The organism is Roseitranquillus sediminis, from assembly GCF_016918935.1.
In the GTDB taxonomy this organism is placed as follows: Bacteria; Pseudomonadota; Alphaproteobacteria; order Rhodobacterales; family Rhodobacteraceae; genus Roseitranquillus; species Roseitranquillus sediminis.
Map to the genome: position 1 here is coordinate 137,100 of NZ_JAFFOB010000005.1, position 12,507 is coordinate 149,606.

Genomic DNA, 12,507 nt, shown 5'->3' on the forward strand with positions numbered 1-12,507 from the left:
TCGGTTCCGCTGGAAGGCCAGAGCCGCCGTGGCGTTCGCCTCAGGGCATGAACACCCGGCTCTCGGGCAGGAAGGCGGCCAGCCGCGCCGCCTCGGCCCACGCTCGCTCGTAGTTCGCCGCCCCGATCAGCACCACTCCGTCCGCCGGAAATGCGGCCGAAGCGGCGAGGACCGCCGCACGCGCCTCCGCCCAGCGCGCCAGCGGCGCCGGCGCTGCGGCCGCGTCTAGCCCCAGCCGGCGCGCCACCTCCTCCGCCCGGTGCGGCGATTGCGCCAGGACCATCGTCCCGCAGTCCCGGATCGCGGCAAGATGCGCAGCCCGCTCCGGCGGCGGCACATCCTTTCGCTCCATCCTGAGGGCGTTCGTCGAAAACAACAGCGCCACGACGTCGCGCCCCGTGCTCGCCCGGATACCGGCATAGGTGCGATAGTCGAGCCCGAGCTCCGCGGCCCGGGCAACACGGCGGCGCACGACCTCGAGCGGCATCCGCGGCAGTAGCGCCGCCCGCGCGCGCCCCCAGCAATGTCTCTGCCAGCCGACGCCGCCGAGCGGTGGGCCGCCGTTGTGCCCGAAGGCGCTCACGCGGCGAACTCGCGCAGCCGGGCGACGTAGCGGGCAAGCGTGTCGATCTCGACGTTGACCGGATCGCCTTCGGCAGCATCGCCCCAGGTGGTGACGAGCTTGGTGTGCGGAATGATGTTCACGCCGAAGCGGCGCCCGTCGACCTCGTTCACCGTGAGGGAGGTGCCGTTGAGCGCGACCGAGCCCTTGGGAGCGATGTAGCGCGCAAGTTCGTCCGGCACCTCGAAGGTCATGCGGGTGCTGTCCCCCTCGTCCCGCAACGAGACGAGCCGCGCGAGCCCGTCGACGTGCCCCGAGACGATGTGCCCGCCGAGTTCGTCTCCCACCCTCAACGAGCGCTCCAGGTTGATCCGGCTCCCGTCGCGCCAGCGACCGAGATTCGAGCGGCCAAGCGTCTCGGCCGAGACCTGCACGTCGAACCAGGGCTGAGGCTCGGTGCCGGTCTCGACGACCGTCAGACAGACGCCGTCGCAACAGATTGACGCGCCGATATCGACGTTCGTGACGTCATAGGATGTGGCGATCCTGGCGCGGGTGTCACCCTGCCGCTCGATCGCCCTGATGGTTCCAATGTCGGTAACGATGCCCGTGAACATGCCGCTCCCCGTCTCTATCCGAGGTAGCCGTGCACCGGGACGAGAGCAAGCCTTTCAGGTGCGCTCCCAGACCTGCATCACATCCCCGCCGACCTGTCGCGCGTCCTGGAGATGAAATCGCTCCGCATCCGCCATGCGCGTGAGGCCCAGTGCACCCACCGACGGGCGCGCATCCGCCCCGAGCGTCAGGCCCGCGGAGAAGACGACCAGCCGGTCCACGAGGCCGGCCGTGATAAGCGAGGCCGCGAGCCGGCCGCCGCCCTCGCAGAGCACCCGCGTCAGCCCGGCGCGGCCCAGCGCTGCCAGCGCGGCTGCGGCGTCCACCTGCCCGTCGCGCTCGGCCACCGGCAGCAGCGTCGCCCGCGCCAGCCAGAAATCGCGCGCCTCGTCCGCCGTCTGGCCGTGCACGAGCCAGAGCGGCCCGGCCTCACCCGGACGCTCCAGCCGCCCGGCCCGTGGCAGGTCGAGGGCGCGCGAGATGACGACGCGCACCGGCTGCCGCACCGCGCCCAGATCCCTGACGTTCAGCGCCGGGTCGTCGGCGCGGGCGGTGCCGCCGCCGACCATGACCGCATCGTGCTCCAGCCGCAGCGCGTGAACCACCCGCCGCGCCTCGGCGCCGGTAATCCATCGGCTCTCGCCGGAGGCTGTCGCGATCCGCCCGTCGATGCTGGCGGCGAGCTTCAGCGTCACCAAAGGCCGCCCGACCGCGACACGCGTCAGAAAGCCGGCATGGTCGCGCCTCGCCTCGGCCTCGCGGATGCCGGTGCAGACCGCGACTCCCGCCTCTCGCAATCGCGCATGACCTTGCCCCGCCACCCGCGGGTCCGGATCTTCCATCGCCGTCACCACCCGCCGGACCCCGGCCGCGACCAGAGCATCGGCGCAAGGCGGCGTCCTGCCGTAGTGGGCACAGGGCTCGAGCGTGACGTAAGCTGTGGAATCTCGGGCGGCGTCTCGCGCGGCTGCAAGCGCCACCGTCTCGCCATGCGGCCGTCCGCCGGGGGCGGTCCAGCCGCGGCCGACCACCAGCCCCTCCCTGACGAGAACGCATCCGACCGCGGGGTTGGGCCAGACGCGCCCCAGCCCGCGCCGCCCCAGGGAAAGGGCGTGCGCCATGTGGCGATCGTCGGTAGGCGTCACTCCGGCGTTTGCGGCCGCAGCTCGCTGACGAAGCGGTCGAAGTCGTCCGCGGCCTGGAAGTTCTTGTAGACGCTGGCGAAGCGCACGTAGGCGACGGTGTCGATCCGGGCCAGCGTCTCCATGACGATCTCGCCGATCGCCTTCGAGGGGATGTCGGTCTCGCCCATGCTCTCGAGCCGCCGCACGATGCCGGAGATCATCTGGTCCATCCGCTCGTGCTCGATCGGCCGCTTCTGCAGAGCGATGCGGATCGACCGCTCCAGCTTGTCCCGGTCGAAGTCCTCGCGCCGGCCGTTCGACTTGATGACGACGAGGTCGCGCAGCTGCACCCGCTCATAGGTCGTGAACCGCCCCCCACAGGCGGGGCAGAAGCGGCGGCGACGGATGGCGACGTGATCCTCTGCGGGACGCGAATCCTTCACCTGCGTGTCGGTGTTCCCGCAAAACGGACAGCGCATCGTCTCTCTCCCCGGCCGGTCGACCCCAGCACTATAGGGGCACCTCCATCGGTTGGGTAGCCCCTGCAGCGGCCCCGCAAGATGCAGAGGCCGAACCCGCGCGGACCGTTCGCGTTGTGACAACAGATCCGAAGGAGACATGACATGGCACGGACCATCTTCATCACCGGCGCATCATCCGGTATCGGCGCGGCAACGGCACGCGCGGCCGTCGCCCAGGGCTGGCACGTTGGTCTCTTCGCGCGAAGCGAGGACAAGCTGCGGGCGCTGGCCGACGAACTGGGCGATGCCGCGAGCATCTTCGCCGGGGATGCGAGCCGCCTCGACGACCTGACGAACGCCGTCGATGCGCTGGCCGAACGCGGCGGCATCGACGCGGCCTTCGCCAATGCCGGCAAGGGTCTGTCGAAGCCCGGCACCGAGGCTGGCGACCCGGACGAGTGGCGGCAGATGGTCGACGTGAACGTGATGGGGGTGCTCTACACTGCCCGCGCGGCGCTGCCGCATCTGCGGCGCAGGAAGGGACACCTGGTGGTCACCGGCTCCGCCGCCGGACGCAGGCACATCTCGGGCTCGATCTACGGCGCCACCAAGTGGTTCGTGCACGGATATGCCGGCAACCTGGCCGAGGAGATGCGCGAATGGGGCGGCCGATGCACCGTCGTGGCGCCGGGCATGGTGGATACCGCCTTCTTCGACACGCCGAAGCCGGAAAAGCTGCACCCCGAGGATGTCGCCGCCGCCGTCATGCACGCGATCGAGGCGCCGGAGCGCGTCGGCGTGCGCGAGATCTTTCTCATGCCGCAGAACTAGGCCCCGCCTCGGAACAGCGACGCGTCTGGCAGGTTGAGTCATTCCTTACCTTACGGAAGGAGGAGAACATGGCCGTTGGACGCGTAACGGAAATCAGTGCGACCTCTGAGACCAGTTTCGATGATGCCGTGAAGCAGGGCATCGACCGGGCGAACAAGACCCTCCGCAATCTGCAGAGCGCCTGGGTCAAGGACATGAACGTCTCTCTCGACGGCGGTACCATCAAGCACTACCGCGTGAACATGGAAGTGACCTTCCTGCTCGAGGACTAGGTAGGCGTCAGCACCGCCGCCACTTCGCGGCGGTGCGCTCCGTCCCGATGCTCCGTGAGATAGATCCCCTGCCAGGTGCCGAGCAGGGGCCGGCCTTTTCTGACCGGGATTGACAGGCTGACCGGCAGCACCGCCGCCTTGATGTGCGCAGGCATGTCGTCCGCGCCTTCCGATCTGTGCGTGATGTAGCTCATTTCGGCCGTGTCCGCTCGTGGCGCAAAGCGACAGAGAAACGCGAGCAGGTCCCGCTGCACGGCGGGATCCGCGTTTTCCTGTATCAGCAGCGAGCACGATGTGTGCCGCACGAAGAGCGTCAACAGACCCTCGCCCCGCGCCCAGTCCGCCACTTCATTCGTGAAGTCGTAGAGCCCGGGCCCGCTCGTCTCGACAAAGAAGCTCGTCTGCATCCGCTTCTCCCCTTATTCACGGAACCTGATTTGGCGCCCGCACCTTTGTCTAGCGATGCGCGCCCATGAACCGCACCACTCGATGCCCGAGGACACTGGTCCAAGCGGCTATCCGCCGCGAGACCGGTTCATCACCCGGGTTTGCATCGTCGCCGCTGCCGTTGCGCTCCTGTTTCTCGCTTGGATCATCCGTCACGCGCTGATCCTCGCCTTTGCCGGCGTCGTCGTGGCGGTCATCGTGTCGTCGGTCGCCGATCCACTTCGGCGCAGGACCGGGATGCAGCGCGGTTACGCGGTGCTGGTGGCGGCATTGGTCATCCTGCTGATCCTCGGCTTTTTCGGCTGGCTCGCCATGCCGGAGGCCCAGTCGCAGGTGTCGCAGCTGATCGAACGGATCCCGGCCTCGCTGGACGAGATCGATCGGAGGTTCGGCGCCTGGTTCCCGGACGACCTCATGCAGAGCGGCGGCGTCGTCAGGAACATCGCCGCGCGACTCGCCTCGTGGTCCACGGCGCTGTTCGCCACCGTGACCACCGTCATCCTTGTCATCGTGGCCGGCATCTTCCTCGCGACGAGGCCTCGCACTTACCGCGACGGACTGGTTTCCCTTTTCGTCCCGAACCGGCAGGAGCCGCTTCGCGAGGCGCTGAACCGGGCCGGTCACGCGCTGAAGGCGTGGCTGCGGGCGCAGCTCCTCTCGATGCTGGTAATTGGCGCTGGCGTGACGGCGGCGACGTGGCTGCTCGGGCTACCATCGCCCTTCGCGCTGGGACTGATAGCGGGCCTGCTGGAGTTCGTGCCGATCATAGGTCCGATTGCGGCGGCGATTCCGGCGCTGCTCCTCGCGATGATGATCAGCCCGGCGATGGTGCTCTGGACTGGCCTGACCTACTTCGCCATCGAGCAAATCGAGTCGAACATCGTCCTGCCGTTCGCGCAGAGCGAGGTGGCCGATCTGCCACCCGCCCTGTTGATCTTTGCGTTCGTCGCCTTTGGCGCCGTCTTCGGGCTCGCCGGCGTGGTCGTCAGCGCGCCACTCAGCGTCGCCCTCTACAGCCTCGTCAACGACCTCTACGTAAAGCCGCTCAACCAGCCGCACCGCGAAGCGGCTTCAGTCGGTGGAGGCGAGGGCTAGCCGCGCCGGCCCCTCCTCAAGCTCCTCGTCCTCCTGCCGATCGAAGTCCACCGGGATCGACTTGTTGGTCCGCGCGCCCATCACCTTGAGCTTTTCGATCTGGCCCAGAACGTTGCCGCGCCCGGTCGCGAGCTTGCCCATGGCATCCTCGTGTGCCCGCACGGCGGAGGCAAGCGCGCCGCCGACCTTGTCCAAGTCGGTCACGAAGCCCACCACCTTGTCGTAGAGACGTCCCGCCCGGACGGCGATATCCTCGGCGTTGCTCTCGCGACGCTCAACAGTCCAGATGTGGTCGACCGTGCGGAGCGTCACCATCAGCGTGCTCGGCGTCATCACGCCCACGCCCCTGGAGACGGCATAGGCGGTGAGATCGCCGACCTCGTTCAGCGCAGCCGAGAGCGCCCCCTCGATCGGCATGAACATCAGCACGTAGTCCACCGTTCCAGCGTCCAGCGCGTGGTAGCCCTTGGCCGCTAGCTGGTCGATGTGCCGCCGTACCGCCGCCGCGTGCTCGCGCAGATGCGCTGCGCGCTCTTCCTCTCTCTCCGCGTTCACCGCCGCTTCGTACGAGATCAGGCTGACCTTGCTGTCGATCACCAGAGACTTATCGCGCGGCATCTTCACCACGACGTCCGGGCGCCAGCGCCCGCCCTCCTCGTCGCGCCGGCTTTCCTGCACCACGTAGTGGGTGCCACGCTCCAGCCCCGACGCCTCGAGGATGCGCTCGAGGATCATTTCGCCCCACGCGCCCTGCCGCTGCTTGTCGCCCTTGAGCGCGCGGGTCAGGTTCGCCGCTTCCGACCGAATGCTTTCCGACTGCGTCGTCAGCATGATGATCTGCTGGCTAAGCCGCGCCCGCTCCTGGTCCGCCGCGCCATGCACCTTGCGCAATTCCTCCTCGAAGCGGCCGACATGTTCGCGGAACGGCGTGAGCAACTCGTTGAGTTTTTCGGTATGCGCCTTTGAGAAATCGGCGCCGGTGCGACGCAGGGTGGCGTTGGCCAGCTCCTCGAACCTGCGCGACATCTCCTCGCGCAGCTCCTTCAGAACCCCGACCTCACGCTCGGCCGAGGCGAGTTTGCCGTCGGTGTCCGCCTGCAGCGCCGCGTGAGCGGACTGCAGCCGGCCGTGCTCCTCCTGCAGCTTCCGGTGCCGATCAATCAGGTCCGCCATCTCGGACCTGGCCACTTCGGCCGTCCGCTCGAGCCGATCTACTGCCTCCGTGAGCCTCGACGCCTCCGCCACCTTGAGCCCATGCTCGGCCGCTGCGGCGTCATGCTTCTGACGCAGCGACGTTAGATCGGAGCCCAGCCTCTCCAGCCGCTTATCCCGGTCCTCGAGCTGAACCGCCTGCCGCTCCGCAAGCCGGTTCGCCTCGTCGAGCGAGCGCCGGAGATCGCGCGTTTCCTGCTCGCGCCGCGCGCCCGTACGCCGATCCGCCACGAGCAGCGCGACTGCTACCGCAGTGACCATCATGAACGCTGCAGCGGCGGCTGTTGCAGGATCGAAGATCATCGGCACGCACTCCCATCAGGATCGCGCCGATGTTCACGGTTCTCCCCCACCGCGTCAAGCGGCGGGCTCGAATTCCTACTGGTCGAGGAATGAGCGCAGCTTGCGCGACCGCGACGGGTGCTTGAGCTTGCGCAGCGCCTTCGCCTCGATCTGCCGGATCCGCTCGCGCGTAACGCTGAACTGCTGGCCGACCTCCTCGAGCGTGTGGTCAGTATTCATGCCGATGCCGAAACGCATCCGCAGGACCCGCTCCTCACGCGGCGTCAGCGACGACAGCACCCGCGTCGTCGTCTCCTTCAGGTTCTCCTGGATCGCGCTGTCCAAGGGCAGGATCGCGTTCTTGTCCTCGATGAAGTCGCCAAGCTGGCTGTCCTCCTCGTCGCCGATGGGCGTTTCGAGGCTGATCGGCTCCTTGGCGATCTTCATAACCTTGCGGACTTTCTCGAGCGGCATCTGCAGCTTCTCGGCCAGCTCCTCGGGCGTCGGCTCGCGGCCGATCTCGTGGAGCATCTGCCGTCCGGTGCGGACCAGCTTGTTGATCGTCTCGATCATGTGCACCGGGATGCGGATGGTGCGTGCCTGATCGGCGATCGAGCGGGTGATCGCCTGGCGAATCCACCACGTCGCGTAGGTCGAGAACTTGTAGCCGCGCCGATACTCGAACTTGTCCACGGCCTTCATGAGGCCGATGTTGCCTTCCTGGATCAGGTCCAGGAACTGCAGGCCGCGATTCGTGTACTTCTTGGCGATGGAGATCACGAGGCGCAGGTTCGCCTCAACCATTTCCTTCTTGGCCTGCCGGGCCTCCTTCTCGCCTTTCTGGACCTGCTGGACAATGCGGCGGAACTCGGAGATGTCGACGCCGACATACTGGCCAACTGTCGCCATGTCGCTACGCAGCTCGTCGATCTTGTCGCTCGAGCGCTCGACAAAGGACTGCCAGCCGCGGCCGGACTTCTCCGCGACCCGCTCAAGCCAGTTCGGGTCGAGCTCGTAGCCGCGATAGGCGTCGATGAACTCGCGCCGGTTGATGCGGGCCTGATCAGCCAGCTTCACCATCGCGCTGTCGATGCTCATGATCTTGCGGTTGATGCCGTAGAGCTGGTCGATCAGCGCCTCGATCCGGTTGTTGTGCAGGTGGAGCTCGTTCACCAGCTCGACAATTTGGCCGCGAAGCTTCTGGTACTGCTCCTCGCTGGCTGCGCTGAACGAGCCGTCCTCATTGAGCGTCGCGGACATTCGCATGTCCTGCATCTCGGAGAGCCGCTCGTAATCCGTGGCGATGCGATCCAGCGTCTCGAGCACCCGTGGTTTCAGGGCCGACTCCATCGCCGCCAGCGACAGGTTCGCCTGGTCGTCATCCTCGTCATCGTCCTCGCGCCGGATCGGGTTGCCGTCCGCATCGAGCTCGGGCTCGCCGCTGTCGGATTGCTGGTCCTGCGGCGTCTCGACCGCATCGGCGACGGTCTCCTCCGCGTCGCCCTCTTCGTCCATCGAGCGACCGAAGGTCGTCTCGAGGTCGATGACGTCGCGCAGCAGGATCTCCTCGCTCAGAAGTTCGTCGCGCCAGATCGTGATCGCCTGAAATGTGAGCGGGCTCTCGCAGAGCCCGGCGATCATCGTGTTCCGGCCGGCCTCGATCCGCTTGGCGATGGCGATTTCGCCCTCGCGCGAGAGGAGCTCGACGGAGCCCATCTCACGCAGATACATCCGCACCGGGTCGTCTGTCCGGTCCAGCTTTTCCTGGTCCGTCTGGGCGACCGCAACCTCGGTGCTCTTCGAGGTCTCGACGACTTCGGTCGAGCTCTTGTCATCGTCCTCGGCCTCGTCGTCCTCAATGACGTTGATGCCCATCTCGCTGAGCATCGACATCACGTCCTCGATCTGCTCGGACGACACCTGCTCGGGCGGCAGTACCTGGTTGAGCTGGTCGTAGGTGATATAGCCGCGCTCTTTCGCCTCGGCGATCATCTTCTTGACCGCCGCCTGGCTCATATCGAGCATGACCTCGCCATCCTGGTCGTCAGGTTTGCGGTCGTCCGTATCCTTGGCGGCCATCCGGCGCTCCTATCGTCAGGCTGATTCGACCAGCGGCCGAATCATTAGTTCGAATCGGTCTGCGGGAAACCCGCATACCCGGAAAAACTGAGACCCGCCATTGGGGCAGGCTCGGCGATCAGGTGCGACGGCGCCCGCCGCGCGAGAAGTCGATCTCGCCGATCAGGTCGTCCAACGCCGTTCGTTCGTCGCGACGGACCTGAGCGCCATTTGGCGCCGTCTCGAAATCCTCGACCTGCCGCCGCTCTCGGCGCGGTCCGGCAAGTGCCTCCGCTGCCCTGCTCAAGCGCCAGATCAGGTTCTCGTCGGCGTTCTCCGCCTGCCGCAGCGCCTCGTCAATGTCGCGCCTGGCCCCCCGTCGCGCAGCCAACTTCGCAAATTCCTCGGCAAGGCACAGCGCCGCACGCTCGTCTACCGCTCCGCGCCGCACGCCCGGGGCGATCTGCACGTGGCGAGTCATGTGCAGCCGTTCAAGAGGTGCTTTCCCAAGCCGACCCGCAAGATACGCCCGAATATCACCGTGCTCGGGCACATCCGGCGCAAGCAGTGCCGCCTGCAGCGCCCGGTGGTCGTCGGACGTCATCTCCAGCCGCTCCAGTTCGCCTTCGAATTGCGGCAGCAAGCTCGGGTGCGCGATCAGCGTCGCCAAGATGACCGCCTCCCGCAGTTCCTCCGCCATTGCATCGCCAGAGGCGGCCAGCAGGCTCGAGCGCGTCTCAGGCGCAGCCGTCGGAGGCCGTGACCAGGCGCGAAAGCCGCGACCGCGCGGCGGGCGCCGCTTCTGCCCAAAGAGCTCTTTCCGCAGCTCTGCGAACTCCTGCCCGTAATGCGTCCGGAGCGACGGGTCGGGGATCCGGCGGATCGCCGTGCGCAGCGAACGGTCGAGCGCCGCCTTGCGCTCCGGGCTGTCGAAGAACTTGCCCTCCGTCTCCCGCCGCCACAGCAGCCGCACCATGGGTTGCGCCTCCTCGATCAGGCGACGCATTGCCGTCCGCCCTTCGCTCCGAACGACGTCGTCTGGATCGCGCCCCTCGGGCATCAGGCAGAAGCGCAGCGATTGCCCCGCGTCGAGCATCGGCAAAGCCACGTCGATGAGCCGCATGGCCGCCCGCAGACCGGCTCGGTCGCCGTCGAGCGCGACGACGGGCTCGGGATGGATGCGCCAGAGAAGGCGGAGCTGATCTTCCGTGATCGCGGTGCCGAGGGGCGCTACGGCGGCCCCAAAGCCAGCCTCCGACAGCGCAATGACGTCCATGTAGCCCTCAGCGACGATCAATGGCTGATCGCGCCCCGCTGCCTCACGCGCGGGACCTACGTTGTAGAGACCGCGCCCCTTGTCGAAGATCTCGGTCTGCGGCGAATTGAGGTACTTGGCCCTAGCGCCCGGGTCGAGCGCCCGCCCGCCCAGTGCGATGGTCTGACCTCGCGCATCCCTGATCGGAAAGATGATCCGGCCGCGAAACCGGTCGTAGGCGGCGCTCCCATCCTCGGGCCGCGCCGCCAGTCCCGCGTCGACCACCAGCTGCTCCGGCACCCCCTGCGCGGTCAGATGCGCCAGAACTCCTCGCCGCGCGTCGGGCGCAAATCCGACCGCCCACCTCTCCTGCGCCGCATCGTCGAGACCGCGCCGCGCCAGGTAGTCTCGCGCGACCCCCGCGGCCGCCGTACGGAGCTGCAGGCGGTAATGCCGCACCGCCTGCTCCATCACCTCGACCAGTTGCGCCCGCCGGTCCGCCTTCGCCCTGGAGGCCGGACTGCGCTCGGGCAGCTCAAGTCCGGCCTCTTGGGCCAGCCGCTCGACGGCCTCGATGAAGCTCAGGTTCTCCGTCTCTCGCGTGAAGCGAATCGCGTCGCCCTTCGCGTGGCATCCGAAGCAGTAGTAGAAGCCCTTGCGGTCATCGACGTGGAAGCTCGCGGTTTTTTCCTGATGGAATGGGCACGGTGCCCACATGTCGCCTTTGCCCTGGTTGGACTTGCGCAGATCCCACGCGACCTTGCGTCCCACGACCTGCGCAAGGCTGACGCGGGAGCGCAACTCGTCCAGAAAGGCGTCCGGAAGATTCATTGCCGGAGTATCCAGCCGGCGCGGGACGGTGTCCAGTTCGCGGCGGAACGACCGCACCTCGTCGTCAAGCAGCCGGACGGCTCATGGTGACCTTGTTGCGGCCGTCTGACTTGGAGCCGTAGAGCGCGCGGTCGGCCGCGTCGATGAGGGAGGCGACCACATCGAGGCCCTTTGTGCCGCCCCCGACCGAGACGCCGATGCTCATGGTGACGTGGATCGAGATCCCGCTCGGAAGTTCGCACGGCACGGCGTCGATTACGCGGCAGAGCCGTTCGCCCGCCAGCCGGGCCTCCGTCAGGTCGCATTCGGGGAGCGCCACCAGGAACTCCTCGCCGCCGATTCGCGCGACGAGATCATGTCCGCGCAGATTGTCCTTCAGACGACGCGCGACCTCGACCAGCACCGCATCCCCCACCGCGTGACCGTAGCGGTCGTTGATGTCCTTGAAGCGGTCGATGTCCGCGACCATGACGGCGAAGGTCCGGCCGGTCTCCGCCGCACGGGACGAGACGCGCTTCAGATGCGCCATCGCGTACCGGCGATTGTAGAGGCCGGTCAGCGGGTCGAGCACCGCCAGGCGCAGATCCTCGTCGACCGCCGCCCGGAGAGCGTCGGCTTCGCGCTTGCGCCGCAGCTGGCTCTTGAGGCGCACCGCCAGTTCCGGCAGCTCGAAGTCGGCCGGGATCAGATCGTTGGCGCCGAGGTCCAGCGCCATGGCCCTGCAGTCGCGATCCTCGGTGGGTGCCATGAAGATGATGGCTGCGAAGCGGGTAAACGCCCGCGAGCGCAGGTCCGCCAGGAGCCGCAGCGTTGCCGTCGCGCATCCGGTCGACGCGTCGAGCACGTAGACATCCGCGGCGCGGCCACGGCTCTCCTGCTCGAGCGCCGCGACCGGATCGGTAACCTCCATGTGGTGCCGCACCAGCGGCCTCAGTGCCTCGCACCATTCCGCCGCCCGCGCGCCGGCCGGCGAAACGAACGCGATCCGGCCGGGCGGCGCAAAAGTTGCGGACGGCTCGGCAAACCCGAACTCGCCAGCAGTCGTCCGCCTCCGCTTCAGCTCCTCGCTCGTGTCCCGCATCCTGAGGATGCTGCGCACGCGAGCCATGAGCACCACCTCATCATGAGGCTTGCGCAGCAGCTCGTTCGCCCCCGCCTCGAGCGCCGCACGCCGCGCCTCGCTGTCGTCGCGCCTTGCGGACAAGATAATGGGCAGATCGCGTAGGCGGGGATCCGTGCGCAGCGCGCGGCAGAGGTTGATCCCCGTGCCGTCGCCAAGCCTCTCGTCCAGCATGATGATATCGGGTGACGCGTTGAGAGCCTGCTCGGCAACCTCGTCGGCCGTCACCGCTTGCATGACTTCGTAGCGAGCTGCATCGAGCAGGTCGATCAGGAGATCCCTTTCCTCCTGCACTCCGCCGGCGACCAAGATTCTTCCGGTCATCAGCCACCTGCCCCTGTT

Annotated in this window: 12 protein-coding genes; 3 read left to right on the plus strand and 9 right to left on the minus strand. The window is 67.5% G+C overall.

What is annotated here, in order from left to right; translation table 11 throughout:
* Nucleotides 1–40: 40 nt before the first annotated feature.
* The 4 genes from JM664_RS01165 to nrdR are packed head-to-tail and all read right to left on the minus strand — an operon-like array spanning nucleotide 41 to nucleotide 2,780.
* Complete coding sequence (locus JM664_RS01165; protein WP_227418065.1) at nucleotides 41–583, minus strand: hypothetical protein; 543 nt, start codon at nucleotides 581–583, stop codon at nucleotides 41–43.
* Nucleotides 580–1,179: a riboflavin synthase gene (locus tag JM664_RS01170; RefSeq protein ID WP_227418066.1), complete on the minus strand. Its 600-nt coding sequence runs from the start codon at nucleotides 1,177–1,179 to the stop codon at nucleotides 580–582. The genes JM664_RS01165 and JM664_RS01170 overlap by 4 nt, the downstream gene beginning before the upstream one ends.
* Nucleotides 1,180–1,233: 54 nt before the next feature.
* The gene (ribD, locus tag JM664_RS01175; RefSeq protein WP_406675750.1) at nucleotides 1,234–2,322 is read right to left on the minus strand and encodes a bifunctional diaminohydroxyphosphoribosylaminopyrimidine deaminase/5-amino-6-(5-phosphoribosylamino)uracil reductase RibD; all 1,089 of its coding nucleotides are present in this window, start codon (nucleotides 2,320–2,322) and stop codon (nucleotides 1,234–1,236) included.
* Nucleotides 2,319–2,780 (minus strand): transcriptional regulator NrdR, encoded by a 462-nt coding sequence (gene nrdR, locus JM664_RS01180; protein ID WP_227418067.1) that lies wholly within the window; start codon nucleotides 2,778–2,780, stop codon nucleotides 2,319–2,321. The genes ribD and nrdR overlap by 4 nt, the downstream gene beginning before the upstream one ends.
* A 144-nt stretch (nucleotides 2,781–2,924) precedes the next feature.
* Between nrdR and JM664_RS01185 the strand changes: the two genes are divergently transcribed.
* Nucleotides 2,925–3,593, plus strand: coding sequence for an SDR family oxidoreductase (locus tag JM664_RS01185; protein ID WP_227418068.1), 669 nt, complete (start codon nucleotides 2,925–2,927; stop codon nucleotides 3,591–3,593).
* Between the two features lie 68 nt (nucleotides 3,594–3,661).
* A complete protein-coding gene (locus JM664_RS01190) occupies nucleotides 3,662–3,865 on the plus strand; it encodes a dodecin family protein (RefSeq protein ID WP_227418069.1) in 204 nt (67 codons plus the stop codon).
* On the opposite strand, the gene JM664_RS01195 is transcribed toward JM664_RS01190, so the two are convergent.
* The gene (locus JM664_RS01195; protein WP_227418070.1) at nucleotides 3,862–4,272 is read right to left on the minus strand and encodes a secondary thiamine-phosphate synthase enzyme YjbQ; all 411 of its coding nucleotides are present in this window, start codon (nucleotides 4,270–4,272) and stop codon (nucleotides 3,862–3,864) included. The two genes, JM664_RS01190 and JM664_RS01195, sit on opposite strands and share 4 nt — an antisense overlap.
* A 55-nt stretch (nucleotides 4,273–4,327) precedes the next feature.
* On the opposite strand from JM664_RS01195, the gene JM664_RS01200 reads away from it, so the two are divergent.
* Nucleotides 4,328–5,407 carry an AI-2E family transporter gene (locus JM664_RS01200; RefSeq protein ID WP_227418071.1) on the plus strand — a complete coding sequence of 360 codons (1,080 nt, stop codon included), beginning with the start codon at nucleotides 4,328–4,330 and terminating at the stop codon, nucleotides 5,405–5,407.
* On the opposite strand, the gene rmuC is transcribed toward JM664_RS01200, so the two are convergent.
* From rmuC to JM664_RS01220, 4 genes are all read right to left on the minus strand, one after another.
* Entirely contained in the window at nucleotides 5,384–6,922 is a 1,539-nt protein-coding gene (rmuC, locus tag JM664_RS01205; RefSeq protein ID WP_227418072.1) for a DNA recombination protein RmuC, read from the minus strand. The genes JM664_RS01200 and rmuC overlap by 24 nt on opposite strands.
* A 75-nt stretch (nucleotides 6,923–6,997) precedes the next feature.
* Nucleotides 6,998–8,980, minus strand: a complete 1,983-nt coding sequence (gene rpoD / locus JM664_RS01210; protein ID WP_227418073.1) for an RNA polymerase sigma factor RpoD — start codon at nucleotides 8,978–8,980, stop codon at nucleotides 6,998–7,000.
* A gap of 118 nt (nucleotides 8,981–9,098) precedes the next feature.
* Nucleotides 9,099–11,045, minus strand: coding sequence for a DNA primase (gene dnaG, locus JM664_RS01215; protein WP_227418074.1), 1,947 nt, complete (start codon nucleotides 11,043–11,045; stop codon nucleotides 9,099–9,101).
* A 64-nt stretch (nucleotides 11,046–11,109) separates the two neighbouring features.
* Nucleotides 11,110–12,489: a diguanylate cyclase gene (locus tag JM664_RS01220; protein ID WP_227418075.1), complete on the minus strand. Its 1,380-nt coding sequence runs from the start codon at nucleotides 12,487–12,489 to the stop codon at nucleotides 11,110–11,112.
* Nucleotides 12,490–12,507: the final 18 nt, after the last annotated feature.

Bases quoted from the DNA above. Each gene is read 5' to 3' on its own strand.
- JM664_RS01195 (WP_227418070.1), bottom strand. From the start codon at position 4,272: ATGCAGACGAGCTTCTTTGTCGAGACGAGCGGGCCCGGGCTCTACGAC.
- rmuC (WP_227418072.1), bottom strand. From the start codon at position 6,922: ATGATCTTCGATCCTGCAACAGCCGCCGCTGCAGCGTTCATGATGGTC.
- nrdR (WP_227418067.1), bottom strand. From the start codon at position 2,780: ATGCGCTGTCCGTTTTGCGGGAACACCGACACGCAGGTGAAGGATTCG.
- JM664_RS01200 (WP_227418071.1), top strand. From the start codon at position 4,328: ATGCGCGCCCATGAACCGCACCACTCGATGCCCGAGGACACTGGTCCA.
- dnaG (WP_227418074.1), bottom strand. From the start codon at position 11,045: ATGAATCTTCCGGACGCCTTTCTGGACGAGTTGCGCTCCCGCGTCAGC.
- rpoD (WP_227418073.1), bottom strand. From the start codon at position 8,980: ATGGCCGCCAAGGATACGGACGACCGCAAACCTGACGACCAGGATGGC.
- JM664_RS01170 (WP_227418066.1), bottom strand. From the start codon at position 1,179: ATGTTCACGGGCATCGTTACCGACATTGGAACCATCAGGGCGATCGAG.
- JM664_RS01185 (WP_227418068.1), top strand. From the start codon at position 2,925: ATGGCACGGACCATCTTCATCACCGGCGCATCATCCGGTATCGGCGCG.
- JM664_RS01190 (WP_227418069.1), top strand. From the start codon at position 3,662: ATGGCCGTTGGACGCGTAACGGAAATCAGTGCGACCTCTGAGACCAGT.
- JM664_RS01220 (WP_227418075.1), bottom strand. From the start codon at position 12,489: ATGACCGGAAGAATCTTGGTCGCCGGCGGAGTGCAGGAGGAAAGGGAT.